We start from the raw sequence: 23,264 nt of genomic DNA, 5'->3' as shown, positions 1-23,264 counted from the left end.
ATAGCAGTCGGGGCTCGCTCTGGCCGGCAACCTCGATCATGCGAACGCTAGGGACCGAGCGGCGTGAGGGCGCTGCGCAGTGGTGCGCTGGAAATCTGCATCAAACCCGCAAATGGCTGCCCCAGTTCCAGGACCAGGTAGATCGCCCCGGCGGCCGACAGTGCAAAAACGAACAGCGAGCCGAAAACGGTTGCGCTGGGTTTGGCAAACAGGCCGAAGCTTCCAAAGATGATGGTGAGCCAGACAATCAGCACCACCAGGAACGGCATAGGGATCGAGTTGTTCGTCTGTGCGAACAGCGACAGGCGGGTTTGCGCAATGTCGGTGGCGATCTGTATGGCCCTGGCTTGCAGGGAGCGCTGGGAATCGTTCTGCGGCGAAAGCTCCTGAAGCTTCGCAAAGAATGCTTCGCTTACGGCGCTGGCCTCGAAGGGGTTCGCCTTGGCAACCTCGGAACTTTTCTCGCGCCACATTCGATCGGCTAAAACAACGATGGCGCGCCGCAACAGATTGCGTTCGTCATTCGCCTCCGGTCCGTACTGCGCCAGCAGATTGTCGAGCAGGACAACATTACTCGTCATCTGCGTGACTTGAGTGCTCTGCGTGTCGTAGGAGCCCTTCGCCGATGCGATCAGCAGGCCGAGGACAAGCGCGGCTATCGTCCCGATGAGGCCCGTGCCCAGCCTGACCACATCCTTGTCATCCGTGCTCAGGTGATGCCCAGGAAGGAACATACCGAGCAGGGCACCGCCTGAGATGCATAGAAACGTGATGCACGATAGCGCGATTGCATTCATGATTCACCACTGTGTTGCGAGGCGTGTCGTGACTTAGCGCTGTGTCGCCTTCGCCGCGGAGGCAACTGCGGGTCCCTTGGCGATCAATGTGCGTCGGTCGTGAATCAAGCTCTCCAGCCGGTGGGCTGCCACGTTCAATGTGGCATCATCCACCGCGCTCTCGTCTCCAGCAGCGGATTTGGCGAGCTCCGCCTTTAGAATGCGGTCGATTTCGTCTTCGATATCCGAAAGTTCGGCCTCTGTATCGACTTTCCGAATCCGGCGCGCCAGGGCGTAGAGAGAATCGAGCGGGCCTTCGGCTGCGCGGCTGCCGAGGCCCAGGAATTTCCACGCCGCCGCAAGCATGGTGGCAGCGCCACCCAGTACCATCGGCGTCAAATAGATCCAGTTGCCGTATTCATCCATGAAGCTTTGCGTGGTGCTGTTGTAGACGGCTGCCGCGCCAGGATGCAGCGGAAGGTAGGCATCCTGGTCGGTGCTGGGCGCGGTGATCTGTGCGAAAATCGGCTGCTCGCGCAGCAGATTCCTGCGCGCGCTCATGATCGCCTCCGTGAGGTCGGTTACCAGATCAGTGCCAAGCTTCTTTTGCGCAACCAGGTATAGCGAGGTCCTCAGGGTCGTCAGGTCATCTTCCGGGACCGGCGGCGATCCCCGCAGCGTGCCCTTCGGGACGTCGAAGCTTTCAAAAGCGCGCTCATTCTCTGCAATTGCCCCCGCGGAATCGATTGGGATCAGTACCGGGGTCTTTTTACGGTCGAGCTGAAAAAATCCGCGAACGAGCGAAAGGTATTTTTCGGCGAGCGGGATCACGACAAGCAGGGCACTGACTTGTTTTGACTGAATGGCTTGCCGGACATCCGTCAAAGCAAGGTTCTTGAAGACAGTTTTTGCGCCCGCCAGATCGTATCCCTTGGTCAACACATCGACAACTTTGGCGTTCACTGCTCCGCCGACCACGCCGACCGTGCGTCCCTTCAGGTTGGCAATGCTGTCGATGGACGATCCCGGCGGCGCGATGATCAGTACGACCATATGGCTGACGACGACGACGGCTTGCGCCTGCGACAAGTCGCCGACATCGCCGCGAACCACAGCGAGATCGACCTTGCCCGCGGAGAAAGCGGCAGCGGCCTCAAGCGCGGTGCCGCTGTCGATGACCTTGAGTCGGACCGGCGCGTTCACTGAAACGAACTCGCCTGCCATCGCTGACATTGCCTTGGCCGCCTCGCCGTCGACCGAACCGACCGCCACAGTCAGCGTTACCGGGCGGCTGTAGTACCGATAGGCAAGGAGACCCGCGCCTGCCGCAAAGGCGACGACGCCGAGGAGCAGGAAAAAGCGAAGCCACAGCGGCAATTTCATCGACATCATGCTCGCCACCTGTGTGGGTTCGCCACGTCCCTGCCGCTGTATTCTGCACACCTGCGATGCCCGCAAACGTCCGCGGCCAGAATAGCTGCCAGCCGCCGCTCTACGTGCTCGCTGCTACGGCAGATGAGGACGTTGATCTATATCAAGCTCACCCACCGCTGAAGGTCTACGGGAAACGGCCGGCAAATCGGGCTGTTTGCGCGCCCTATGCGGCGGCTCATTCCCTCTCCTCGATCAGGGGTGATCATCATGCAATCCTCTTGGCCTAACGAGCCCAGTCGTCGCCTGGTTCTAGGCGCACTCGCAGCAGTGCCCGCATTCTCCGTGCCACTCGTTGCCGGTGCCCAGACACAAACAACGCCCGCGCAAGCACCGCTTCCCGCAGCCGGTTTTTCATTCGCTGCGGTCGGCGATACCCGACCGATGATGTACCTCCCGTTGAAAGAGGGACAACCGGACCTCAGCAAGTTCTTCGTCGAGATGTTCGGATTGGTCATGCCGGAAAAGGTCGCCGAGGCCGTCGTAGCGAAGGATGTGAAGATGATCTTCGATCCGGTCACAAAGGACCTGGTCAAGGTCGTCATGCCGTTCGCATCCAAGACGGAAGTGATGACCCTGACGGTAGATAAGGGTTGGGTCACTGAGGCATCCGTTGAAGACGTGAAACTGCTTCCCGGAGTGCATCGAACCATGTTCCGGCTTCAGGGCGGCGAATGGGTGACGCGCGAAATTGTCAAGGACGTTCAATCCGGTCGCGCCAAATTCGTGGTCAATAGCGGTGACGCTGTGTGGTGGGGCAATCAGGGCTTGACCGTGAGTGACAGCCCATACTGGAAGCGCGTGAACGAAACAATGTTGAAGAAGCTACCCGCGCCGGATGACGAGATGCGCGCGGCCGGTCTGGATGGGCGCTTTTTCATGAGTGTGGGTAATCATGAGGTGTGGGCCGACCCAAAGATTGAGGGCGTACTTTCGGCTGTGCCGTATCTGAAAAAATTCGGCGTCACGCCGGAAAACCTCATCTACAAATTCGACTTCAAGGGCACCCGCTTCATCTATCTCTGGAGTGGCAAGTACGATTACCGTTCGCCGTCGCTGTGGGACGCTGATCGGCCAAAATATGCCGAGCAGATGACCCAGCTTCAAAAGTGGATGGACGAGGCGAAGGCCAACGGCATTCGGAAGGCGTTTATCGTCTTCCACTATCCCGTGTTTGCGCGGTCAGGCTTAGGCCCGATCCCGGCTCCCGATAACCCGCACAAGGTGATTGCGTCGTATGCCAAGGACATGGAGGTGATCGTGTTGAACGGGCACGTCCACACCACGGAAATCTACGATGTAGATGGGGTAAAGTATCTGATGTTGGGCGGTGGGGGCGCAGAACAAGACCCAATCCTGCCGGGGCGAACCAGCATCAAGGTGGCCGCCGACTATCCGCGGGACCTTTACTGGAAGGGCCAGCCTCCGCAAGAGGAGTACAACTACGTGCTGGTGGACGTTGAACCCGGCCAGAAGACGAAGTTCACCCTCAATCGCTTCCGGCCGTGGTCGGCGGAGCCATTCGGGACTGAGGAACTCTTCACGTGACAGCAAGCGGGCAATAGGCCGGGAGTGAGGTTCTGGCGACAGTACTCCTGATTATTCACGGCTTGGTCGCCGTTGCACTGCTTGGCGCGATTACGCACCAGACCTTGGCGACGTGGGCGACTGTGCGAACGCGCCCCAGTTCGTTTTTCGGCCGCTTTCGCTCCGTGTCATCGGCCCGGTTCGCCGATGCCGTCGTCGTCTTGTATGCCATCTCCATCCTGCTTGGTGGGATCATCTATCTGTATTTTCGCGTCGACATCAGGCCGGAGTTAGAGCGCGCCGGTCATTGGCCAGCCCTGGGCTACTTCGACCTCAAGGAGCACTTCGCCGCTATCGGTTTTGCGTTGCTACCAGCCTACTGGGTTTGCTGGCGACGGCCGCGTGCCGACGATCCTGCTCAGACGCGCACGATGCTCACCTCGATCCTCGCCTTTGTCATCTGGTGGGGCTTCCTAACTGGCCACGTCGTAAACAACATCAGGGGTTTCGGCGCATGACGTTATCGGCTGCGTTCCGCCGCTTTGCATTCGCGTTCGGGACGACATTTGGCTTCCTCTACGTGGTTGCACTCGCAAAGGACCTTGCTCTTTTCACCGTTTTCCCGTCGCTCGGCATCGTGCTGGCGGGCACGCATCATTCGCGAGACGTTGCTGACCCTGCGATGGGATTTCTAGCTCCAGCGATGTACTGGTACGGGTGGGCCGCGACGGCCGCGCTCGGGGCACTGATCGTCGCCCTCGTTGCTGCGTCGTTACCCGGACGTTCAGTGCGAATCAGCCGTATGGCTCTCCCAGCATGGGATCAGTAGAACGAGACGGAACAATCTGACTCGCGTGCTGATCGCAAGGACGCGACCGTACAAGAGCCCAAAGCGAACTCATCTCGTCCATCGTCCCGCGAGGGACCTCCTCCCGCTAAACAACGGGTGCGTGGACCGCGCGTCGCACTATTGTGCCGCGGGCGTGGCCTCCCGTGTCCAGCGGAATTCCGTTCCGTCGCTCCACATGCGGTGCATGATGACGGCGAGCCGCCGCGCCAAAGCGACGATCGCCTTCTGCTGCCCGCGTCGTTTGGCGATCTGCATGGCCCACGCCTTGAGCCAGGACCATTTCTGCACCCGCGTCAGCATGACCTGTGCGGCCTCATAGAGTAGCGCTCGCATGGCTTCATCACCGCACAGCGAAATCCGGCCGATGCGGTGGCTTTCGCCGGACTGGTTGAGAACTGGCGTCAATCCAAGGGACGGCCCGACGGCTTTCGAACTCTTGAAGCGGGCGGGAACGTCGATCGTGCTGATAAAGGCCAGCGACGTGACGGGGCCGACACCAGGGATCGTCATCAACCGACGACAGACCTCGCTTTCCCGGGCAAGTAGAAGCACTTTGCGATGCAGTTGTGTGAACTGTTCGCGTAAAACGCGTCGGGCGACGAGAAGCGGTTCCATGAGTTCGGCCAGCTCCGGCTGACCGCCGACGAGTTCGTGGATACGTTGTTCAAAGCCGATCACCCCCACAATTCCGACCTTCAAGCCGAAGTTGCGTAACAGCCCACGAATGTCATTCTCGATGGCAATGGCCTTCTCCTGAAGCAGCTTGCGACCGGCAAGCAGGACCCGTCGCTTTTGGCTGATCAGGGTCTTGACGTGGACAGGCCGGAACAAGCCGACGCGCATCATCTGCGCAATGCCACGCGCATCATTGCGGTCGCTCTTGTTCACCTGCGCCTTGAGGAACGCCTTGGCATGTCGCGTCTCGATGCAGATTACCGGCAGGCCAGCCTCCGCCAGCCCGCTGAACAGCCATTGCGACAGCGGTCCAGCCTCGAGCCCAATCCGATCAAACCGCCAAATCGGATCGTTGAGTGCAGCAAGAAGATCGTCCGGGTGACTCACCAACTTCGCTTCCCGGCAAATGCGGCCCGTTTCGTCGACAATGCACAGGGACGTCTCTTTGACCGACACGTCCAGTCCAGCGTAATGTTTCATGCTGCGCTTCTCCGTCTGATGCTTGTGGCTGTTCGAAAACAGACCACGTTTATCATCAACCTGAAGCGCAGCACCCTGCTAACGCGGGGCTCAGCAACAGGCCGAATACCCCATCTGACTTGGGTGCTTCCGCACATGGATCATGACCGACCAAGCTCAAAGCGGGCTCTTTGTTCGGAAAACCGCTTCGCGCTCTTCCGGATCAAGCTTCAAGCAGCCCGATCCGGCCGTAAGGCCGCGTAGAGACCGACGAGGGTTCCGATGGCGACCAGGCCTGCCGCCAGCAGCACCTGCAATTCCCCGTCATCGGTGGCGCCTGCGGACGACACCAGTCTGGTCACAATGACGAACAGAATGCCCACGGAGGCTGCTGCACCCACACTGAGATAAGCGAGCTCTCGCGTCAGGTTCCGGCCAAGAAGTCCGAGGGCCGTGAAATACATCGCGCAAGCGTTGGGATGAACGAACAAGGCAACGCGCGCGTACGGACCATAGGAGTCGAGAAGGGACTCACATCGGCCCAGTGCCGCTTTTGAGGTAACCCGCTGCAACATCGGTCTGAAAAAGCGAGCCTGTCCGTAACTCAGAACGGCGCCCACGATGATGGCCGCCCACGCCACGATGAAAACGGAGACATCCGCAGGCTTCGGATTGAGCGCCACGGACATCAGGATGAGGGCGGTTCCGGGAAAATAGCCGAAATACGGAAAGACCGACTCCAGGAGCACGCAAGCGAACATGAAGACCGGAAACCATGCCGAACCGGTCGCATCCTGGACGATGGCGTTCAAGTCGAACAGGTTCGTCTTGTACAGGACGAGGTACATGCACATGGCCAATCCGGCCAGCGCGTAGAACGGCAACGCCCCCGACAGAAACCGTCTCATCCAGCCGCCGCGCTTTGTTTCGCGGACACGGCGGAGACCTTCGATATCGGGACAAGACGACCGAAATGCATGGCTCATGTTTAGGCGAATGAGATTGCCCCTGTCGATAGCAATCCTCGCCCCAGCTGCGCGGGCCAATCGCCGCATTGAAATGCCCGCCGATCGGGAAGGTGCAGTCGATCACAGACCCAGTGTGACCTCAGCCCAGTGCATCGCGGTGCTGCCGCCCAGAAACTCGATCACGCGGGGTTCGATGGTCTCCGGCCGATCGGAGCCAGTGACAGCGGTCGCTGCGATCATGTCGCAACGCTCGTTGTAGACGACCGACACCAGCGTTTTGCCGGGAGCGCCACGTGAGTTGAGCGTGTAGGCGCGGCTGCGACCGTTCATCGACGCAATCCTGATGGGATGGCCGGAACCGCGTGGAGAGACTTCGCCCAGGAGAACGGTATCGCCCATGCGATCGAGGTCCTCGTCATCGGCGACGCCCGTCGTGCAATTGCAAAAACCTATCTTGGCACGCAGGTACAGCGTCACCTCGACGCCGCAGTCGGCGGCCTTGCAGCGGAACGCCTTTCCCTTGCCCCATTGGTCGATCGAGAACGGCCAAGTCACCTCGTGCCACACCGGCGTGGCGGAATTTGCGGCGGCATGCCGTGGCACATGGAGCCACACGAGCGAGGCCGCCAGCGCGCTTCCCAGCGAGATTGCTGCGACGGCGATGGCGGCTGCCCTTCTCATCATTCCACCGTTCTCGTTCCGGCTCAGTTGCTGGCGAGGTATTGCTTCGCCGCCGCGACCTCGGGGCGTTCTGAATCGGCACTGGCCGTCAGCGTTACGAGCTGCTGACAGTTCTGTCGTGCCGCTTCCCTGTCACCAAGGGCTTCGGCCGCCTTGGCCGCTCCCGCGAACGCGTGCAAGCGATTCGGCTCCTTCGCCTTGGTTGCCTCGAATGCAGCAAGCGCCTCCTTGGCCATGCCGCGATCGAGCAGCATGAAGCCGTAAAGCTCGCGCGCCGGCGCTAGCGGTCCGGGTGTGATGACGTGCTTTTCCGTCTTGTCCTCTGCGTCCGCCGCGGCACTCATCGCATTGAGCGCCTCGTCATACTTGCCCTCGGCGTAAAGCACCCAGGCGACGGCGACCTGACGCTGGATGTCGACGATTCCGGACCAATAATTGTCCTTGGCGTCCTGCAACTTGTCGCGCAATTCCGCCAGCTTCTGGATCTCGGCCTTGGCGGCTTCCGGTTTGCCGGAGCGCGCCGCGCCGAGAGCCCGGGCGAAATGCGTTACCGCCATCGCAAAGTTGAGGTTGCTCGGCCTGACCGGCAGCTGCGAGGCCCCCTCCCAATCGCCACGGTCGATCGCATAACGCGCCGGCGAAGCCGCCAGCGCGTAGTCTGCCGCCGCGACCGTCGCCTTGAAGTCGGTCTCCTTGATCATGTCGTCGATGACGGCACGCGCCTGCTTGTCCTGGCCGAGCTGCAGGTAAGCATAGACCATGTAGTCCTGCGCATGCAGGTAGTTGCCGACCGACTTTTCGGCCATCGCGGCTTTCACGGAAGCGACGTTGGAGTCGATCGATTCCTTCCAATAGCCGACGCGCGTGTAGATGTGGGAGGGCATGTGCTGGGCGTGCGGCGCGGCCGGCGCGATCTTGGCGTAACGATTGGCGGCATCGAGCCCTTTCTGCGCCAGCGCCGGGTAGTCGTACAGATGGATCAGATAATGCGTCACGCCCGGATGCATCGGCAGCCGCCTGGAGATCGGCTCGAGAATCGCCGCGCCTTTAATTTGCTGCGCATAGGTCTTGTCGTTCAGATCCGCCGACGTATTGAGCGTAATGGCGTAGGCGATCTGGGCTTCGTCGTCGTCTGGATATTTTGCCGCGACGCGGGCCTGCGCGTCACGCAGCATGCGCATCCGCTGGACGTGAGGAATCTTGTCGTAGTCGGCATACATCACCATCAGCGCATCGATGTAGTCGCGTTCGCGCTCGGTCGCGGCGCCGATCTCCTTGGCCTTCATGATCGCGGCGAGGCCTGGCGCGAGGTTCGGCCTTGGAATCGCATTGTGCGGATTGTCCATGTAGGTGAGCGCAATGCCCCAATAGGCCATGCTGCATGTCGGGTCAGCCTTGATGGCTTCCTCGAAGATCTCCTTGGCGTTGGCGTACCAGTAGGAATGCTGATAGCGCATCCCGCGATCGAAACGACGCTGGGCCACATCGTTGCAAGAGGTCTGGAAATGAACGCTGCCGAGCTGCTGATCTACATCGTCTTGCGCGACCAGAGCTTGTGGTCCTGATAGGCCGAGACCGGCTGCGATGACGAAGTATAGGGACTTCCGCATGGATCGCTCCCTTGGCCTGACACGCAATGAATTGGTCTTGATACCCCCTCACTATATGACCTTCGCGGCTTTTGAACAGCGAAGTGAATCGCGGCAGCGCAACTGACCCAGTGACGCGATCGGAGTTGGCGCAACCAATCCGAAGCCAGAGCCGTCGGAGTTGGATCCTCACGCGCCCACCATGCAGGCCTCAGATCGCATCCCTACGCGATCGACAGAATCTCGATCTCTTGCGCGCCTGAACCCACGACATCGCCGACCGCCTTCCCGATCAGCGACTTCGCAACCGGCGCCACGAACGAAATCGATCCGGCCTTTGGATCCGCTTCGTCCTCGCCGACGATGCGATAGGTCTGCACGCGGCCGTCGGTGCGGCTGAAGGTCACGGTGCTGCCGAAGGCGACGACATCGGTCGACGCCGGATCGGGAATGACCTGCGCCGTGCGCAGCCGTTCGGTCAGATAGCGAGCATCGCGCAAGGGCACCGCCGACTGCCGGCGCTTTTCGTTGACGTCCTCGATGGCTTGCGCGGCTTCATAGGCCTCGCGCGCCTCGCGAAGCTGCGCCTGCAGCGCCTGCAAGCCGGCTTCCGTCACCAGGTTTGGATGCGGCGAGATCGGGCGATCCGGCAGCAGCGTCTCGGACGCGGTTTCGGCGCTTTCTTCCTTGGTAAAGGCGACGCTCAAATCAAGATCCTGTCGAACTGTTTCGGGCACCCGCTCGCGCCTCGTCCCGCGCCCCAGAGCGGGGAATCGGGTCGAACAGCAGCCGGTGATTGTCCCGGACTATATCTCAAGTTCGACGAAACGGCGCAGCTTGAAGACCAGGTCCGGTACGGCCTGGCGGAACCGCGTCGCGTTCTGGAACGTGGTCGAGAACGGCGCGAAGGTGATCATCGCGTTCCAGTGCTTGTAACCGTAGACCGTGACGGAGGCGCCGGTCGCCGGAAAATTCTCCAGCTTGCGCAGCTCGCCAAGCACCAGATCGGCAATCGCCTCGGCAGGAAGCAACTTCTTGCCATCAGGCGTCGTCGTGATTTTCGCCGGCCGCTCGACCGGCTTCGCGGCAGCCGGCACGGCATCGGGCGCATCGTCGGGTTCGGCCGGTGCAGGATCGGGGGTGGACGGCTCGATCAGGTCGAACCCGTTCGTCGGCGCTGTCGGCGGAACCTCGGTGAGCGGCGGCGGAGCACTGCTGTCTGCGCGCTTGTTGCCTCCCAGGATGCTGCTGATCATGGCCACAAGGCCAGCATCCTTCACGTCGTCGCTCATTTCTCCCCCCGGGCTTCGGCCTACTCTAGCACCGCTCTCGCAGACCGCCACTGGGGATGTATGGCCGGATTCCGCTTGGTTAAGGCCTCACGCCAAGACCGGCCGTCACGCCAAGGCCGTCACACGATGACACCGGCGGCCCGACGTCCGGTCACGTCGCGCCGCCGTGAGATCCGTCACTTCTTATCGAACGGAATGTACTGCTGGTACTGCCTGGGCACAGAGCTGCGGTAGCGCGCGGGCACGGTGCCGCGGTCGACCGAATGATCGATTTCCTGCTGCCGCGTCATCTTCTTCTTCGCCGGCTTCTTCGACGCGCTCTTCTTGGAGTCGGCGGGCTGGCTGGAGGTGTCGCTGGTCGCGGTCGGCGTTGTCGTCGTCGCTGCCGGCGCAGTGGTTGTCGCGGCAGGCGCTGCGGTTCCACCGGCGGCCGGCGCACTCTGGGCCAGCGCGAGCGGTATTTGCATGAGAAGCGCCAGCGCTGCTGTCGTAGCCAGCAAATATGACCTTTGCATTAGAACCTCCAAAATACCTGATCCGAATGAGACAAGCCTGGTTCTCCGGGATCGACGCATACAAGTCTGCTCACGATAGGCCCGGACCCCCACCGCGAACTGTGGCGTAGATCACATTGCTGGCCGCCGGCTGCGTCATGATGTGCCATGTCGCGAACGCACGGCATTCCGCCGACACCAAGATAGGCATGACATGCCTCAGACGAGCCCGGCTCGCTGACGTTCCCGTCCACCCGCTCTCGAAGGAGATTGAAATGCGTCGCATCATCCTCACTCTCGCATCGTTCGCCGCCCTGGTCGCCGTAGCATCCCCGGCCGCCCAGGCACATCCTGCAAACGATCGATATTGCCTGCAGGGACGCATGTGGGGCTATCCCGGCAACTGCCAGTTCGCAAGCTATCAGCAGTGCCTCGCCTCCGCCTCCGGCACGTCGGCCTCTTGCGGCATCAATCCGCGCTACGCGTTCTCGCAGCAGTACGCCTACTGAACACGTCGCGGCGTGCGCGCATGACGCGCACGCCGCCACACTTATTGCGTGAAGACGATCCACTTCGCCGACAGTCCGGCGAACTCACTTGCGCGAAGCCGCTCGCGCATGCCGATGACGAGAATGTTATCCGTCATCGCTCCGGGAAAAATTTGCAAAGCGCGACCGCAGCTTGTTCGCAACGCTCCCTTTCGGAACATCATCGATGTCGCGCAGCGTGTGAAGCAGATCGCTTGTGGCACCCAATCGCCTGATCTAGCGTGACCTGCATATTCTACTGCGAACAACTTTAGCTTTATTCGTTGCACGTCATGACTTTTCAGGGAGGTGTTTTCAATGAGCAGCCGCCACAGCATTGTTCCGCGCGGTCTGAACGCAACGCGTTCGCCGCTTTCCCAGGGCCGCTTCGGACGCATGTTCCGCAAGCTCACGCCGGCGAAATTCGGTCCGAACGACGCCGACAATGTCGCGAACCTTTCGGCGCTGGCCGACAAGATGGTCGCCGACTTCGATGGTCCGAAGGACGGGCCGGACGCGGAGGAGAGCGGCATTCCCGCGCTCTACACCTATTTCGGCCAGTTCATCGACCACGACATCACCTTCGATCCGGTCAGCTCGCTGACCAAGCAGCAGGATCCCGACGGGCTCGTCGACTTCCGCACGCCGTCGCTCGATCTGGACAATCTCTACGGTCGTGGTCCGAACGATCAGCCCTACATGTATGACGGCATCAAGTTCCGGCTCGGCGAGAAGCTGACCGGCGCGGGCGTACCCGATGCCAGCGACCTGCCGCGCTTCAAAGGCCGCGCCCTGATCGGCGACCCCCGCAACGACGAGAACAGCATCGTCTCGCAGTTCCAGGCCTTGATGCTGCGCTTTCACAACCGCATGGTCGATGACAATGACAGCCTGTCGTTCGAGGACGTGCAGCAGCGCGTCCGCTTCCATTATCAATACGTCGTGCTGAACGACTTCCTGCCGCGCATCGTCCACGCCAGCGTGCTGGACGAGCTGAAGACCGCGGGCCAGTACGACCGCAGCAAGCTCGCCCACTACCACTGGAAGACTTATCCGTTCATGCCGGTCGAATTCTCGGTTGCGGCCTACCGTCTCGGCCATTCCATGATCCGCCCCGGCTATCGGCTGAACGATGCGGACAACATGCTGTTGCAGATCTTCCCCGACCCCCACAATCCCGACAAGAACGCGCTGACCGGCTTCCGCGCCATGGGCCCGGGACGCGCCATGGACTGGGGCCGTTTCATCGATCTGGACGCGCGCCCCTATGGCGTCGAGGACGACGACACCAATCCCGACAACAAGAAGCGGCTGCAGTTCGCTTACCGCATCGACGCCTCGCTGGTCGATCCGCTGCGCAAGCTGCCACCGGAGGTCGCGTCCAATCCGTCGTCGCTGGCGTTGCGCAATCTCGAGCGCAGCTGGCGGCTCGGCCTGCCCTCGGGCCAGGCTGTCGCCAAGGCGATGAACCTGACGCCGCTGACGGATGATCAGATCATCATCGGCAAGGCCGTCGACGAGCCCGGCGCGGGCGATCCGCAAACTGGGATCGCGACCATCGCGAACGGGGTGTTTGCCGGCAATTGCCCGCTCTGGACCTACATCCTGGCCGAGGCGCGGCAATTCCAGACCGCGGTGACGATCCCGGCTACCGGCGCGCCGGCGACCGGAATCAACACGCCGCAGCTCGGCCCCGTCGGCGGTCGCATCGTGGCCGAGGTCTTCCTCGGCATGATGTTCGGCGACAATTCCTCCGTGCTGTCGCTCGACCCGCAATGGACGCCGGTGACCGGCTCCGGCTTCGCGCTGAAGGACCTCGTCGCCTACGCGCTCGGCCAGGGCGATCCGCTGCACTGAGCTTGATACGATGAGGCTGGACTAGCGCCCCGATGGAGGTGCGTTCCCTCCCCCTCTCGTCCGCCGTAGCTTCAGCGAAGGCGGATGCGGGGGAGGGCAATCGTGTTTGACCATTCACAAGAGGTCGTCATGCCCGGGCTTGTCCCGGGCATCCACGTTCTTTGCACTGCGTGACAAGCCGTGGATGGCCGGGACAAGCCCGGCCATGACGATGTGGAGACGCTCTAATGCGCGGCCCCGAGACCGATCTCCTCCAGCCGCGCCGCAAACCATAACGACAGTGGTTGATCAACGACGCCGCTGACATAGACTTCCGAAATCGTCACATGCTGCCTGTCCAGCACCAGCAGCACGCCGATCCAGTACGCGAACCAGACATGCGCGTCGGTCAGCGCCATCAGCTTGTACTGGTCGTGGTCGAGCGAGGTGTGATTGCTCGCCTTGCGGATCTCGACGGCGAGCAGATTGTTCGGAATCTCGCGCTGATGCACGACGACATCGGGGTAGATCGACTTTCCCAGATGATCGTCGGTGGAGACGATGGTGCCGTGCGGCAGGTGCAGCGTGCGCTCGCCGAGGCGGTCGTAATTGCAATCGACTGACCAGCCGGAGAATTGCCGCTCAAGATAGACGGCGAAGCGGTGCGTCATCGCCCGCTCGCCGACGTCCTTCTCGAACAGGAATCCTTCGTGGGTGTAGAAGTCCCGGAGCGCCGCGATCACCTTGTTCAGCTCGGTCTGCATCTTGCCCCCCGGCCCTCGGCGCTCCCTGGTGCTGTGCCCTACATCTGGACTTCGATCAGCCGCGGCCCGGGCTCGGCGACGGCTTCGGCCAGAGCCTTGTTGAACTCTTCGGCATTGGTGACGGCGCGGCCGGGGACGCCCATGCCCTTCGCCAGCGCGACGAAGTCCAGCGTCGGACGGTCGAGCCGCAGCATGTCGTTGGCGCGCTGGCCGGGCTCGCCGGCGCCGACATTGTCGAACTCGCCGCGCAGGATCTGGTAGATGCGGTTGGCGAACACGATGGTGACGATGTTGAGGTTCTCACGGGCCTGCGTCCAGAGCGACTGGATCGTGTACATCGCGCTGCCGTCGCCGACCATGGTGATCACCTTGCGGTCCGGACAGGCGATCGCCGCGCCGATCGACAGCGGCGTGGAGAAGCCGATCGAGCCGCCCATGTTCTGGAGCCAGTCGTGCGGAGCGGCCGCCGCCGTCGGCGGGAAGAAGCCGCGGCCGGTGGTCAGGGATTCGTCGACCATGATCGCGTTCTCGGGGATGGCGCATGCGATCGCCTGCGCGATCGAGGCGAAGGTCAGCGCGCCGGTCGGCTTCACCAGCTCAGCCAAGGCCTGCGGCTTGACGTCCTTCGCGCTCGCCTTCACCGCGCCGGCCAGTGCTTCGAGCGCCGCGACCGAATTCTCGCCCCAGGAGGTCATGCGATGCACCTCGCAGCCCTCGGGCTTGAGCATGCTCGGCTTGTTCGGATAGGCGAAGAACGCCACCGGATCATCGGACTCGACCAGCACGATGTGCCGGAACTTCGCCAGCATCGGCAGCGCGTTCTCGATCACGTAATGAATGCGGTCGATCGAATAGCGGCCGCGGCCGCGCGCCATCTTGGGACGGAAGGTCGGGCCCATCACCGTGCAGCCGGTTTTGCCGGCGATACGCTCGGCCAGCGCCAAGCCCTGTTCGCTCAGCGCGCTGCCGGTCATCAGCAGCAGCGTACCCTCGCCGTCGCCGTGCAGGATCTTCGCGGCCCGCTCGACCGCCTGCGGCGAATAGCTGGCGCGCTGCTGCTCGGCCGGTACCTCGGCGATGCCATCGGCCTCGTTCCAGGCGGTGTCGGCGGGCAGGATCAGGGTCGCGATCTGTGGCGGTGCGCTCTTGGCGGCGGCGATCGCCGCGGCGCCGTCAGCTGCAACCGATTTGGAGTCCGGCGAGGTGCGGACCCAGGACGACATCGGCCGGGCCAGGCCCTCGATGTCGGAGGTCAGCGGCGCGTTGTAGTCGATGTGGTAGACCGCATGCTGGCCGACGATGTTGACGATGCCGGAATTCGCCTTCTTGGCGTTGTGCAGATTGGCCAGGCCATTGGCCAGGCCGGGGCCGAGATGGAGCAGCGTCGAAGCCGGCGTGCCCTTCATGCGGAAATAGCCGTCGGCGGCCCCCGTCACCACGCCTTCGAACAGGCCGAGCACGCAGCGCATGCCCGGTACGCGATCGAGCGCCGCGACAAAATGCATCTCGGAGGTGCCTGGGTTGGTGAAGCAGACATCCACCCCACCCTTGACCATCGTCCGCACCAGGCTTTCCGCACCGTTCATCCCAAAGCTCCCTGCAACCGGCAATATTCAAATGTCCCCTCGATCAATCATTGTTCGCCGCCTCCGTCAAAGCAATAGCCGGCATCGCTGGCCTGCTCCGCGCGACGATGCGCTTGTTTGGCTAATGCTTTCAGGCAAATTAGCGTGGTTGCCGGTTTGGTAACGCCAAACGTTAAGGATGATCTCCCTCACGGGCCCGTGGCTTGCGAAATGCCCGCAAATATGGCCTGTGACTTCAGTTGAATCCGATTTTTTTGCTGGGGGAAACAATGATCCGATTTTTTGCCGCGCCGATTGCCGCCATCGCACTGCTGTCGGCCACCGCCGGCGGCGCATTCGCCGAGGGGTTCGACTCGCGCGAGATCATGGGCTTCGGCCCGAGCTTCTTCCGCGGCGGCTCTAGCCCGATCCCCCGCACCACCATCATGTACAACGGCAATTACGCCCCCGGCACGATCGTGGTGAACACGAGCGAGCGCCGCCTGTATCTGGTGCTCCAGAACGGCCAGGCGCTGCGCTACGGCATCGGCGTCGGCCGCGACGGCTTCCGCTGGGGCGGAGTGCACAGGATCACCGCCAAGAAGGAATGGCCGGACTGGACGCCGCCGTCGCAGATGCTGGCCCGCCGGCCCGACCTGCCGCGCCACATGAAGGGCGGCATCGAGAATCCGCTCGGCGCGCGCGCGATGTATCTGGGCTCGACGCTCTACCGCATCCACGGCTCCAACGAGCCGGAGACGATCGGCCAGGCCGTGTCCTCGGGCTGCTTCCGCATGACCAACGAGGACGTCAGCGATCTCTACAGCCGCGTCTCGGTCGGCACCAAGGTGGTCGTGCTCAACAACTAGCCGTCGGCGAACTGCGGGAACCCGCAGGGCGCGTGAATATGCGGTCTTGTGCGTCGCTGCCGAATACGGCAGCGTCGGGACGCAATGAGCGCATTGGCCCCGCCTTCGTCAGGCTTTCGCATCGCCCTGCTGGCGCTCGCCACTTTCGCGTTCGCCCCTGACACCGCTACCATCGCCGTCGCGGGCGAATTGCCCGCGATCGCCTCGCGCCAGCGCGCCGAGAAGAAGAGCTTCACCGACGGCGAGATCGTCGAAGGCTTTCTGAAGACGGCGTTCGGCGCCGAATACCACCTCGCCGGCCGCGTCGACCGCATCCGGAAATTCGACGGGCCGGTGCGCGTCTACGCCGAGAGCGAGCGCGCCGACCGCAAGACGCAGCTCGCCAAGGTCGTGGCCGACATCGGCAGGCGCGTACAGCATCTCGACATCGCCATGATCGACACCAGCGAAGCCGCGAACGTGCGGGTGAAGCTGGTTCGCGACCGCGACCTGTTTCGGACGATTTCCAGCTTCTACGGCGCGGAGAAGGCGCGCGAGATCCGCACCTCGCTCGATCCGCAATGCCTGTCCGGCTTCCGCAAGAACGACAATTTCGAGATCGAGCATTCCGACGTGATCCTCACCGTCGACAACGGCGATTTCACCTTCCTCGACTGCGCCTATGAGGAACTGCTGCAATCGCTCGGCCCGATCAACGACACCGCGAGCGTGCCGTGGACCATGTTCAACGACAATGTGTCGATGGGCTATTTCGACGTCTACGACCAGTACATCCTCAACCTGCTCTACGATCCCCGCATCAAGCCCGGCATGACCGTGCAGGAGGTCAGGGCGGTGCTGCCCCAGGTGCTCGCCGATGTCAGGGCGTGGGTGAAGCGGGTGAATGATCTGAAGGAGTGAGATGCCGTTACCCTCCCCTGGAGGGGGAGGGTCGGCTCGCGGCGCGTCAGCGACGTGAGACGGGGTGGGGTGAAAGTCTCTCCACCGAAGCGCTGCCCGTGTGGAGAGATCACCCCACCCCGCTCGCGCTACGCGCGATCGACCCTCCCCCTCCAGGGGAGGGTAAGCGGAACGCCTCCTCCGCCTCTATTGTACGAGATCGGCGACGGTGGTCGCGGCCTTCAGGCCGGTGCCGGTGAGGACCGCGACCGTGGTCTCGTTCGCCTTGATCGATCCCGCCGCGGAGAGTTTTTCCAACGCAGCGGCCGCGCTGGCGCTGGTCGGTTCGGCAAACAATCCCTGCCGCGCAAGACGCCGCAACGCGGCGACGATCTCGTCCTCGGTCAGCGCAACGGTGCCGCCGCCGCTCTCGCGCAAGCTGCCGATGATCTCGCGCAGGCGCAGCGGATTCTTGATGGCGGTGCCTTCGGCGACGGTCTTGTTCACCTCGCGGGCGACCGGCGTGTCGACACCGGCCTTGAAGCTGGCATCGATCGGCGAGCAGTTTAGCGGCTGCGCCGCGAACAGGCGCGGCAGCTTCGCGATCTGCCCGGCCTTCAGCAGCTCGCGGAAGCCGAAGGCGCAACCGAGCAGGCTGCTGCCGGCGCCAACGGGAACGATGACGTTGTCGGGCGCACGAAAACCGAGGTCTTCCCAGATTTCATAGGCGAGCGACTTGGTGCCCTCGAGGAAGAACGGTTGCCAATTGTGGCTGGCATAGAAGGTCTGGCTCGACTGCCGGATGGCCTCGGCCTCCGACTCCTCGCGCGGCCCCTCGACGAGCTGCACCGTCGCGCCATAGGCGCGCACCTGCGCGATCTTGGCCGGCGACGTCGAGGCCGGCGCCAGGATCTTCACGCGCATGCCGCCGGCGGCGCCTAACCCCGCCATCGACGAGCCGCCATTGCCCGAAGAATCCTCCAGGATCGCGTCGACGCCGATCTGCCGCAGGAACGACAGCATCACCGAAGACCCCCTGTCCTTGAAGCTGCCGGTCGGGTTGAACCATTCGAGCTTGAAGAACGGACGCAAATCGCCCCAGTCCTGCTGGACCAGCGGCGTGCAGCCTTCGCCAAGCGTGATCAGCTTCTTGATCTCGACCGGCAGCGCCGCCCGGTAGCGCCAGAGCGAGCGCGTGGCGCCGTCGATGTCCGCGCGCGATATGCCTGGTCCCGGCGTCACCAGCAGCGGCGTGCGCTCGTCCGAGCACCAGCGCGGCTGGTCCAGCGGATAGAGCTGTCCGTTGCGGGGGTCGATGTAGCTGGCGGTGGGCATGGCGTTCTCCAGGCGAGAGGCGACCTATTTGTCCGATTATGTGGGTCCGGTCCAGCCCACGGCACCGCGGTGGCGCAACTTGCGGGACACCCTCTTGAAAACATAAAAAATAAAACTATTTCAAATCCTTAGACCTATCGCGCGGATCGAATAGCAAGGTTCGGCCGGGGCGAAGGCGCGGCATCCAGGCGAGCCGGACCGGCCCGTCGGTGACGGGAATTTGGCCAGGGTCGCCTGCCCGGCGGGGAACCATTAACTTGTCTGTCGTCGCCAGCCGCTACAATATGTTGGATTGAGCTCGCGTCGCCGGTGTTCGGCACCGGTAGCGCAAGTGAGCCAGGCCCGTCCGAGCGGCGGGCCGTCGGCTTTTTGGGAGCCTGGACATGAGCCGCGCGAACCGTACCGATCACATCCGCCTTACCTCCCATCCGGAGCCGGGCAAAAAGGCCGCGTTTCCAATTCACTGGGACGCAGCCGACGCGCGCGCCCGGGGGCCGATCATCGGCACGGTATCGCGCGCTGGGGATCGCAACGTGATCGGCAGCCATGGCGGCTCCTACGCGATGTACCGGGCTCTCGCGGTGTCCGCAGGCGCGCTCGATCCGATCCGCCGGCCCGACCTCACCAACACTTTTCCGGCCGCGACCATCGGGCCGTTCGAGCAATGGCGCGATCCCGACAAGATCGTCGCGCTCGATCCCTGGGGGCATCTCGTCGCGGAGAATTTCGGCAAGGACATCGCCGAGGGCGTCGACATCCGCCCGAGTATCGCGGTGACGCGAGCGCGGCTCGACCTGCCAGAGATCCGTGAAGCGCTGGCCGCAAAACGGCTGCGCGCCGACGGCGAGGTCGTGCATGCCAATGGCAGCGTGTCGGTGGTGAAGATCGCGATCGATCCGGTCTGGTACCTGCCGGGCCTCGCGACGCGCTTCGGCACCGGCGAGACCGAGCTGCGGCGCACGCTGTTCGAGCAGACCGCCGGCATGTTCCCCGAGTTGGTCACCCGACCGGACATGAAGGTGTTTCTGCCGCCGATCGGCGGCACCACCGTCTACATGTTCGGCGATGTGACAAAACTGCCGGACCACCGCACCAAGATCACTTGCCGCGTGCATGACGAGTGCAACGGCTCCGACGTGTTCGGCTCCGACATCTGCACCTGCCGGCCCTATCTCATTCACGGCATCGAGGAATCCGCGCGCGGCGCGCAGGAAGGCGGGCTCGGGCTCGTCATCTACAACCGCAAGGAAGGCCGCGCGCTCGGCGAGGTCACCAAATTCCTGGTCTACAATGCGCGCAAGCGCCAGGAGGACGGCGACGCGGCGGCCGCCTATTTCGAGCGCACCGAATGCGTCGCCGGCGTCCAGGACGCGCGCTTCCAGCAATTGATGCCGGATACCATTCACTGGCTCGGCCTGAAGCGCATCGACCGCTTCCTGTCGATGAGCGACATGAAGCATGACGCGCTGACCTCGCAGGGCATCGACATCGTCGAGCGCGTGCCGATCCCGCCGGAGCTGATCCCGGCCGACGCCTATGTCGAGATCGCCGCGAAAAAGGCTGCCGGCTATTACTCGACCGACATCGCGCCGGAGAAGGACGTGAACGGCGTGGTCGGGCGCTCGCTGGAAAAGTACTGATCGCGCGATGGCGGAGGCTTTGGAACAACAGGCCCGCTCCCTGCTCAGCGCAGGAGCTGTTCGTGCGCGTGCCGGCAAAATGCTCGAGATCGGCCTTGCCGGCGGGCTCCGGCACTTCACGATCGACCTCGACCGCATGGACGGCGTCGCGGAGGCCGTGATCGCGGTCACGCGCAAGGCCTATCCGACGCTGGAGATTCCCTTCCATGCCCGCTGGCGGCATTTCGTGCTCGGCGGCGTCGATCGCTGGGCGAGGCTTGCCAACGTCGCATCGTGGCCGGATCGCGCGGCACGTGCGCGCGCCGAGTTCGACCTCGCCATTGTCAGCGTGCTGCTCGACGCAGGTGCGGGAGCCACGTGGCGCTATCGCGACGCTGTGACCGGCGAAAGTATCGGCCGATCGGAGGGGCTTGCCATCGCAAGCCTCGACATGTTTGCAGGCGGCCTGTTCTCCGGCGATGCGCGTGCGCCGTTCAGGGCCGATGCAGACGTGCTGGCGAAACTACCGCTCGCCTCCCTCACCTCGGCCTTTCAGGTGAGCGATGCCAATCCGCTGCTCGGTCTCGACGGACGCACTGATCTGCTGCGACGTCTGGGCAAGCTGGTTGCCGAGCGTGCGGACATTTTCGGCCTGCACGATACGCCGCGGCCAGGCGGCTTGTTCGATCACATCGCGGCACAGGCTGTGGGCGGCGCGGTCGCCGCACCCGCCATCCTGTCCGCAGTGCTGAACCAGCTTGGACCGATCTGGCCGTCACGGCTCGAGCTCGCCGGGATTCCGCTCGGCGATTGCTGGCGTCATCCGGCGATCGGGGCGGACGACGGAACGGCAGGCCTCGTACCCCTGCACAAGCTGTCGCAATGGCTGAGCTATTCGCTGATCGAGCCGCTGCAGCGCGCCGGCTTTGACGTCACCGACATCGACGGCCTGACCGGACTTGCCGAATACCGCAATGGCGGCCTGTTCGTCGATCACGAGGTGTTGCGCCTGCGCGATCCCGCCGATGCCGAGCGCGCGCATGCGGTGGATTCCCTGCTCGTCGTGGAGTGGCGCGCGCTCACCGTCGCGCTGCTCGACCGGCTTGCGAGCAGCGTCCGCAGCAAGCTCGGCCGCACGCCCGAGACCTTGCCCCTCGCAAGCATTCTCGAAGGTGGCAGCTGGGCTGCCGGCCGCGCCATCGCCTTCGCGCTCCGGCCCGACGGCGCACCGCCGCTCAAGGTGATCAGCGACGGCACGGTTTTTTAATCCATTCGTCCGCAGCGTAGTCCATATCGATGAATTTCAGGAGCATCCCATCATGGAAGGCGTCACGATCGTCGATCATCCGCTGGTGCAGCACAAGCTGACGCTGGTGCGGGACAAGTCCATCTCGACCAAGTCCTTCCGCGAGCTGATCAAGGAGATCGGCATGCTGCTGTGCTACGAGATCACGCGGGATCTGCCGCTCGCCGATACCGTCATCGAGACGCCGCTGGCGACGATGCATTCGGCCAAGATCGCCGGCAAGAAGCTGGTGTTCGTGCCTATGCTGCGGGCCGGCACGACCTTCGTCGACGGCATGATGGATCTGGTGCCGACCGCGCGCGTCGCCCATATCGGCCTCTACCGCGAGCCGCTCAGTTTTGCCGCGGTCGAGTATTTCTTCAAATCGCCGTCCGACCTCAGCGAGCGCCTGGCGATCGTGGTGACCCCGGTGGTTGCCACCGCCAACACGGCCGTCGCCGCAATCGACCGGCTGAAGGAGCGCGGCGCCAGGGACATCCGCCTCGCCTGCCTGATCGCGGCCCCTGAGGGGCTCGAACGGCTGCGTGGACTGCATCCCGACGTTCCGATCTGGACGGCTGCAGTGGACGAAGGTCTCGACGAGAACGGCTTTATCCTGCCGGGCCTCGGCGATGCCGGCGACCGCGCTTACGGGACGCGGTAGGCGAAAAGCTCTTTTTTTGACGCGTTTTCTTCACGCGAACCGGTCGCCACTTCGCTCGAAAACGCTCTAGATCTTCCCGCTGCCGCAAATCAGCTTGAGCGACTGCCATTCCTTGTCCGTCAGCAGAGGGGGGCCGCTGGCGGGACGATCTACCTTCGTCATGCGCACGAGGCGGTCTTCGGTGAGCGGGTGGCTCGCCAGGATCGTGGTGAGGCCGGAGCCGCCTTCCTTGCCGGTGATGCGGAACATCAATTCGGCCGCGGGTTTCGGCGAGCGGCCGAGCTTGTGCATGATCTCGATCGCGAACGTATCGGCAGCGGTCTCGGCCTCGCGCGAATAGGAGGCTTCGACCACGCTGCGCGAGGCGAAGATCACGGCGCTCGAGCCGGTGACGTCGCCGAACAACAGGCCGATCAGGAACGAGGTGCCGCCGTTGTAGATCAGCCCGCGCATGTTGTCGTAATGCTTGAGATGGCCGAGCTCATGGGCAAGGATGCCGGCGAGCTCGTCGGGGTTTTCGGCCTTGTCGACTAGGCCCCTCAGCACGTACACCTTGCCGCCGGGCAGCGCGAATGCATTCGGCACCGAGGTCGGCAGCACACCGGCCGTCATGGAATCGTCGTCGAGGCCGGCGGCATCGCGCAGACGATTGACCAGTTTTGTGAACGCGGCCTTGCCCGCGGGGTCTTCGCATGCTTTGCGGCCGAAGATGGTTTTCACCTGGACTTCGGAGGCGTCGCCGATGCGCCGTTCGATCGGCTTGGGCACCAGCGGCGCGAGCCGGTCGGCAGCGAGCGGCACACCGAACAGTACGACGCAAACGATGGAGACGGCGGCGGCCACCGACCAGCTGACGATTTTTGCGACACCGCGGCGCGACGTCTGGTGCTCGTCGAGACGCATGCAGCGGGCGGTCACATCGGCGGCGAGCGCGGCGTCGCGAATTTCAAGCCGCGCCAGCGGCGGCGCGGATGTCGAGGCCAAGCGCAATATCCCGGCCGGACTGTCGGCGCGGCGAATGTCGGCATAGGTCCAGCGAACCGGCGCTCCGCCGTCCTCGACGATGTCGAGCGCGTCACCGAGCGCCAGCGACACCTCCCGCCTGCGGCTCGACACGCCGTCGAAGAAGATCGTCGGCTTGGCAGACTGCGCCGGAACCTCGGTGGACAACTCACTCAC

General features: G+C 63.3%; 23 protein-coding genes. 10 read left to right on the top strand and 13 right to left on the bottom strand.

Translation table 11 applies throughout. The features are described from left to right. Positions 1-47 precede the first annotated feature (47 nt). Both J4G43_RS11340 and J4G43_RS11335 read right to left on the bottom strand, forming a co-directional pair. The gene (locus J4G43_RS11340) at positions 48-797 is read right to left on the bottom strand and encodes a bestrophin-like domain (RefSeq protein WP_208084842.1); all 750 of its coding nucleotides are present in this window, start codon (positions 795-797) and stop codon (positions 48-50) included. Between the two features lie 33 nt (positions 798-830). Then, positions 831-2,168, bottom strand: coding sequence for a TAXI family TRAP transporter solute-binding subunit (locus J4G43_RS11335; protein WP_208084841.1), 1,338 nt, complete (start codon positions 2,166-2,168; stop codon positions 831-833). 309 nt (positions 2,169-2,477) lie between these two features. Here J4G43_RS11335 and J4G43_RS11330 point away from each other — a divergent pair, with 309 nt between their 5' ends. The 3 genes from J4G43_RS11330 (at position 2,478) to J4G43_RS11320 (ending at position 4,563) form a co-directional block, all read left to right on the top strand. Beyond that, positions 2,478-3,755 (top strand): metallophosphoesterase family protein, encoded by a 1,278-nt coding sequence (locus tag J4G43_RS11330; RefSeq protein ID WP_225004796.1) that lies wholly within the window; start codon positions 2,478-2,480, stop codon positions 3,753-3,755. 62 nt (positions 3,756-3,817) lie between these two features. After that, the gene (locus J4G43_RS11325; RefSeq protein ID WP_208084840.1) at positions 3,818-4,252 is read left to right on the top strand and encodes a hypothetical protein; all 435 of its coding nucleotides are present in this window, start codon (positions 3,818-3,820) and stop codon (positions 4,250-4,252) included. Further along, on the top strand, positions 4,249-4,563 hold the full coding sequence (locus J4G43_RS11320) for a hypothetical protein (RefSeq protein WP_208084839.1): 315 nt from the start codon (positions 4,249-4,251) through the stop codon (positions 4,561-4,563). Before J4G43_RS11325 ends, J4G43_RS11320 begins: the two co-directional genes overlap by 4 nt. A gap of 138 nt (positions 4,564-4,701) precedes the next feature. On the opposite strand, the gene J4G43_RS11315 is transcribed toward J4G43_RS11320, so the two are convergent. The 7 genes from J4G43_RS11315 to J4G43_RS11285 form a co-directional block, all read right to left on the bottom strand. Continuing rightward, a complete protein-coding gene (locus tag J4G43_RS11315) occupies positions 4,702-5,739 on the bottom strand; it encodes an IS110 family RNA-guided transposase (RefSeq protein WP_038381005.1) in 1,038 nt (345 codons plus the stop codon). Between the two features lie 209 nt (positions 5,740-5,948). Continuing rightward, entirely contained in the window at positions 5,949-6,626 is a 678-nt protein-coding gene (locus J4G43_RS11310; protein WP_166353629.1) for a hypothetical protein, read from the bottom strand. 180 nt (positions 6,627-6,806) lie between these two features. Further along, positions 6,807-7,370 (bottom strand): hypothetical protein, encoded by a 564-nt coding sequence (locus J4G43_RS11305; protein ID WP_208084838.1) that lies wholly within the window; start codon positions 7,368-7,370, stop codon positions 6,807-6,809. Positions 7,371-7,390: 20 nt separating this feature from the next. Next, complete coding sequence (locus tag J4G43_RS11300) at positions 7,391-8,977, bottom strand: tetratricopeptide repeat protein (RefSeq protein ID WP_208084837.1); 1,587 nt, start codon at positions 8,975-8,977, stop codon at positions 7,391-7,393. Positions 8,978-9,180: 203 nt separating this feature from the next. Then, positions 9,181-9,663: a transcription elongation factor GreA gene (greA, locus tag J4G43_RS11295; RefSeq protein WP_063985411.1), complete on the bottom strand. Its 483-nt coding sequence runs from the start codon at positions 9,661-9,663 to the stop codon at positions 9,181-9,183. Between the two features lie 99 nt (positions 9,664-9,762). After that, positions 9,763-10,248 (bottom strand): hypothetical protein, encoded by a 486-nt coding sequence (locus tag J4G43_RS11290; RefSeq protein ID WP_208084836.1) that lies wholly within the window; start codon positions 10,246-10,248, stop codon positions 9,763-9,765. Positions 10,249-10,424: 176 nt separating this feature from the next. Then, positions 10,425-10,763 (bottom strand): hypothetical protein, encoded by a 339-nt coding sequence (locus J4G43_RS11285; RefSeq protein ID WP_208084835.1) that lies wholly within the window; start codon positions 10,761-10,763, stop codon positions 10,425-10,427. A gap of 254 nt (positions 10,764-11,017) precedes the next feature. Here J4G43_RS11285 and J4G43_RS11280 point away from each other — a divergent pair, with 254 nt between their 5' ends. Next, positions 11,018-11,251: a DUF3551 domain-containing protein gene (locus tag J4G43_RS11280; protein WP_208084834.1), complete on the top strand. Its 234-nt coding sequence runs from the start codon at positions 11,018-11,020 to the stop codon at positions 11,249-11,251. A gap of 336 nt (positions 11,252-11,587) precedes the next feature. Further along, entirely contained in the window at positions 11,588-13,126 is a 1,539-nt protein-coding gene (locus J4G43_RS11275; RefSeq protein WP_208084833.1) for a peroxidase family protein, read from the top strand. Positions 13,127-13,350: 224 nt separating this feature from the next. On the opposite strand, the gene J4G43_RS11270 is transcribed toward J4G43_RS11275, so the two are convergent. Next, complete coding sequence (locus J4G43_RS11270; RefSeq protein WP_208084832.1) at positions 13,351-13,869, bottom strand: hypothetical protein; 519 nt, start codon at positions 13,867-13,869, stop codon at positions 13,351-13,353. A gap of 38 nt (positions 13,870-13,907) precedes the next feature. Beyond that, positions 13,908-15,455: an acetolactate synthase large subunit gene (locus tag J4G43_RS11265; RefSeq protein WP_028151250.1), complete on the bottom strand. Its 1,548-nt coding sequence runs from the start codon at positions 15,453-15,455 to the stop codon at positions 13,908-13,910. Between the two features lie 269 nt (positions 15,456-15,724). Here J4G43_RS11265 and J4G43_RS11260 point away from each other — a divergent pair, with 269 nt between their 5' ends. Then, positions 15,725-16,303 carry a L,D-transpeptidase gene (locus J4G43_RS11260; RefSeq protein WP_063985416.1) on the top strand — a complete coding sequence of 193 codons (579 nt, stop codon included), beginning with the start codon at positions 15,725-15,727 and terminating at the stop codon, positions 16,301-16,303. 84 nt (positions 16,304-16,387) lie between these two features. Further along, positions 16,388-17,203: a DUF2927 domain-containing protein gene (locus J4G43_RS11255; RefSeq protein WP_085398749.1), complete on the top strand. Its 816-nt coding sequence runs from the start codon at positions 16,388-16,390 to the stop codon at positions 17,201-17,203. 186 nt (positions 17,204-17,389) lie between these two features. Here J4G43_RS11255 and J4G43_RS11250 read toward each other — a convergent pair whose 3' ends face one another. Further along, on the bottom strand, positions 17,390-18,517 hold the full coding sequence (locus J4G43_RS11250; protein WP_208084831.1) for a threonine synthase: 1,128 nt from the start codon (positions 18,515-18,517) through the stop codon (positions 17,390-17,392). 383 nt (positions 18,518-18,900) lie between these two features. Here J4G43_RS11250 and J4G43_RS11245 point away from each other — a divergent pair, with 383 nt between their 5' ends. From J4G43_RS11245 to upp, 3 genes are read left to right on the top strand one after another with little or no spacing between them, the layout of a single operon-like run. Then, a complete protein-coding gene (locus tag J4G43_RS11245; protein ID WP_208084830.1) occupies positions 18,901-20,157 on the top strand; it encodes a GTP cyclohydrolase II in 1,257 nt (418 codons plus the stop codon). Between the two features lie 7 nt (positions 20,158-20,164). Further along, a complete protein-coding gene (locus J4G43_RS11240; protein ID WP_208084829.1) occupies positions 20,165-21,403 on the top strand; it encodes a URC4/urg3 family protein in 1,239 nt (412 codons plus the stop codon). Positions 21,404-21,455: 52 nt separating this feature from the next. Further along, the gene (upp, locus tag J4G43_RS11235; RefSeq protein WP_028151256.1) at positions 21,456-22,085 is read left to right on the top strand and encodes a uracil phosphoribosyltransferase; all 630 of its coding nucleotides are present in this window, start codon (positions 21,456-21,458) and stop codon (positions 22,083-22,085) included. A gap of 66 nt (positions 22,086-22,151) precedes the next feature. Here the strand turns inward: upp and J4G43_RS11230 are convergent, their stop codons facing one another. Further along, entirely contained in the window at positions 22,152-23,264 is a 1,113-nt protein-coding gene (locus J4G43_RS11230; protein WP_208084828.1) for a M48 family metallopeptidase, read from the bottom strand.

This window comes from Bradyrhizobium barranii subsp. barranii (genome assembly GCF_017565645.3).
GTDB lineage: Bacteria > Pseudomonadota > Alphaproteobacteria > Rhizobiales > Xanthobacteraceae > Bradyrhizobium > Bradyrhizobium barranii.
This window is presented reverse-complemented; position numbering and strand designations above follow the sequence as displayed.

What these genes read in the sequence shown, in the direction of transcription:
- J4G43_RS11260 (WP_063985416.1), top strand. Translation starts at nt 15,725, where the DNA reads ATGATCCGATTTTTTGCCGCGCCGATTGCCGCCATCGCACTGCTGTCG.
- J4G43_RS11275 (WP_208084833.1), top strand. Translation starts at nt 11,588, where the DNA reads ATGAGCAGCCGCCACAGCATTGTTCCGCGCGGTCTGAACGCAACGCGT.
- J4G43_RS11320 (WP_208084839.1), top strand. Translation starts at nt 4,249, where the DNA reads ATGACGTTATCGGCTGCGTTCCGCCGCTTTGCATTCGCGTTCGGGACG.
- J4G43_RS11290 (WP_208084836.1), bottom strand. Translation starts at nt 10,248, where the DNA reads ATGAGCGACGACGTGAAGGATGCTGGCCTTGTGGCCATGATCAGCAGC.
- J4G43_RS11315 (WP_038381005.1), bottom strand. Translation starts at nt 5,739, where the DNA reads ATGAAACATTACGCTGGACTGGACGTGTCGGTCAAAGAGACGTCCCTG.
- J4G43_RS11255 (WP_085398749.1), top strand. Translation starts at nt 16,388, where the DNA reads ATGAGCGCATTGGCCCCGCCTTCGTCAGGCTTTCGCATCGCCCTGCTG.
- J4G43_RS11305 (WP_208084838.1), bottom strand. Translation starts at nt 7,370, where the DNA reads ATGATGAGAAGGGCAGCCGCCATCGCCGTCGCAGCAATCTCGCTGGGA.
- J4G43_RS11240 (WP_208084829.1), top strand. Translation starts at nt 20,165, where the DNA reads ATGGCGGAGGCTTTGGAACAACAGGCCCGCTCCCTGCTCAGCGCAGGA.
- J4G43_RS11245 (WP_208084830.1), top strand. Translation starts at nt 18,901, where the DNA reads ATGAGCCGCGCGAACCGTACCGATCACATCCGCCTTACCTCCCATCCG.
- J4G43_RS11265 (WP_028151250.1), bottom strand. Translation starts at nt 15,455, where the DNA reads ATGAACGGTGCGGAAAGCCTGGTGCGGACGATGGTCAAGGGTGGGGTG.
- J4G43_RS11335 (WP_208084841.1), bottom strand. Translation starts at nt 2,168, where the DNA reads ATGATGTCGATGAAATTGCCGCTGTGGCTTCGCTTTTTCCTGCTCCTC.
- J4G43_RS11310 (WP_166353629.1), bottom strand. Translation starts at nt 6,626, where the DNA reads ATGAGACGGTTTCTGTCGGGGGCGTTGCCGTTCTACGCGCTGGCCGGA.
- J4G43_RS11270 (WP_208084832.1), bottom strand. Translation starts at nt 13,869, where the DNA reads ATGCAGACCGAGCTGAACAAGGTGATCGCGGCGCTCCGGGACTTCTAC.
- upp (WP_028151256.1), top strand. Translation starts at nt 21,456, where the DNA reads ATGGAAGGCGTCACGATCGTCGATCATCCGCTGGTGCAGCACAAGCTG.
- J4G43_RS11340 (WP_208084842.1), bottom strand. Translation starts at nt 797, where the DNA reads ATGAATGCAATCGCGCTATCGTGCATCACGTTTCTATGCATCTCAGGC.
- J4G43_RS11280 (WP_208084834.1), top strand. Translation starts at nt 11,018, where the DNA reads ATGCGTCGCATCATCCTCACTCTCGCATCGTTCGCCGCCCTGGTCGCC.
- J4G43_RS11250 (WP_208084831.1), bottom strand. Translation starts at nt 18,517, where the DNA reads ATGCCCACCGCCAGCTACATCGACCCCCGCAACGGACAGCTCTATCCG.
- J4G43_RS11285 (WP_208084835.1), bottom strand. Translation starts at nt 10,763, where the DNA reads ATGCAAAGGTCATATTTGCTGGCTACGACAGCAGCGCTGGCGCTTCTC.
- J4G43_RS11300 (WP_208084837.1), bottom strand. Translation starts at nt 8,977, where the DNA reads ATGCGGAAGTCCCTATACTTCGTCATCGCAGCCGGTCTCGGCCTATCA.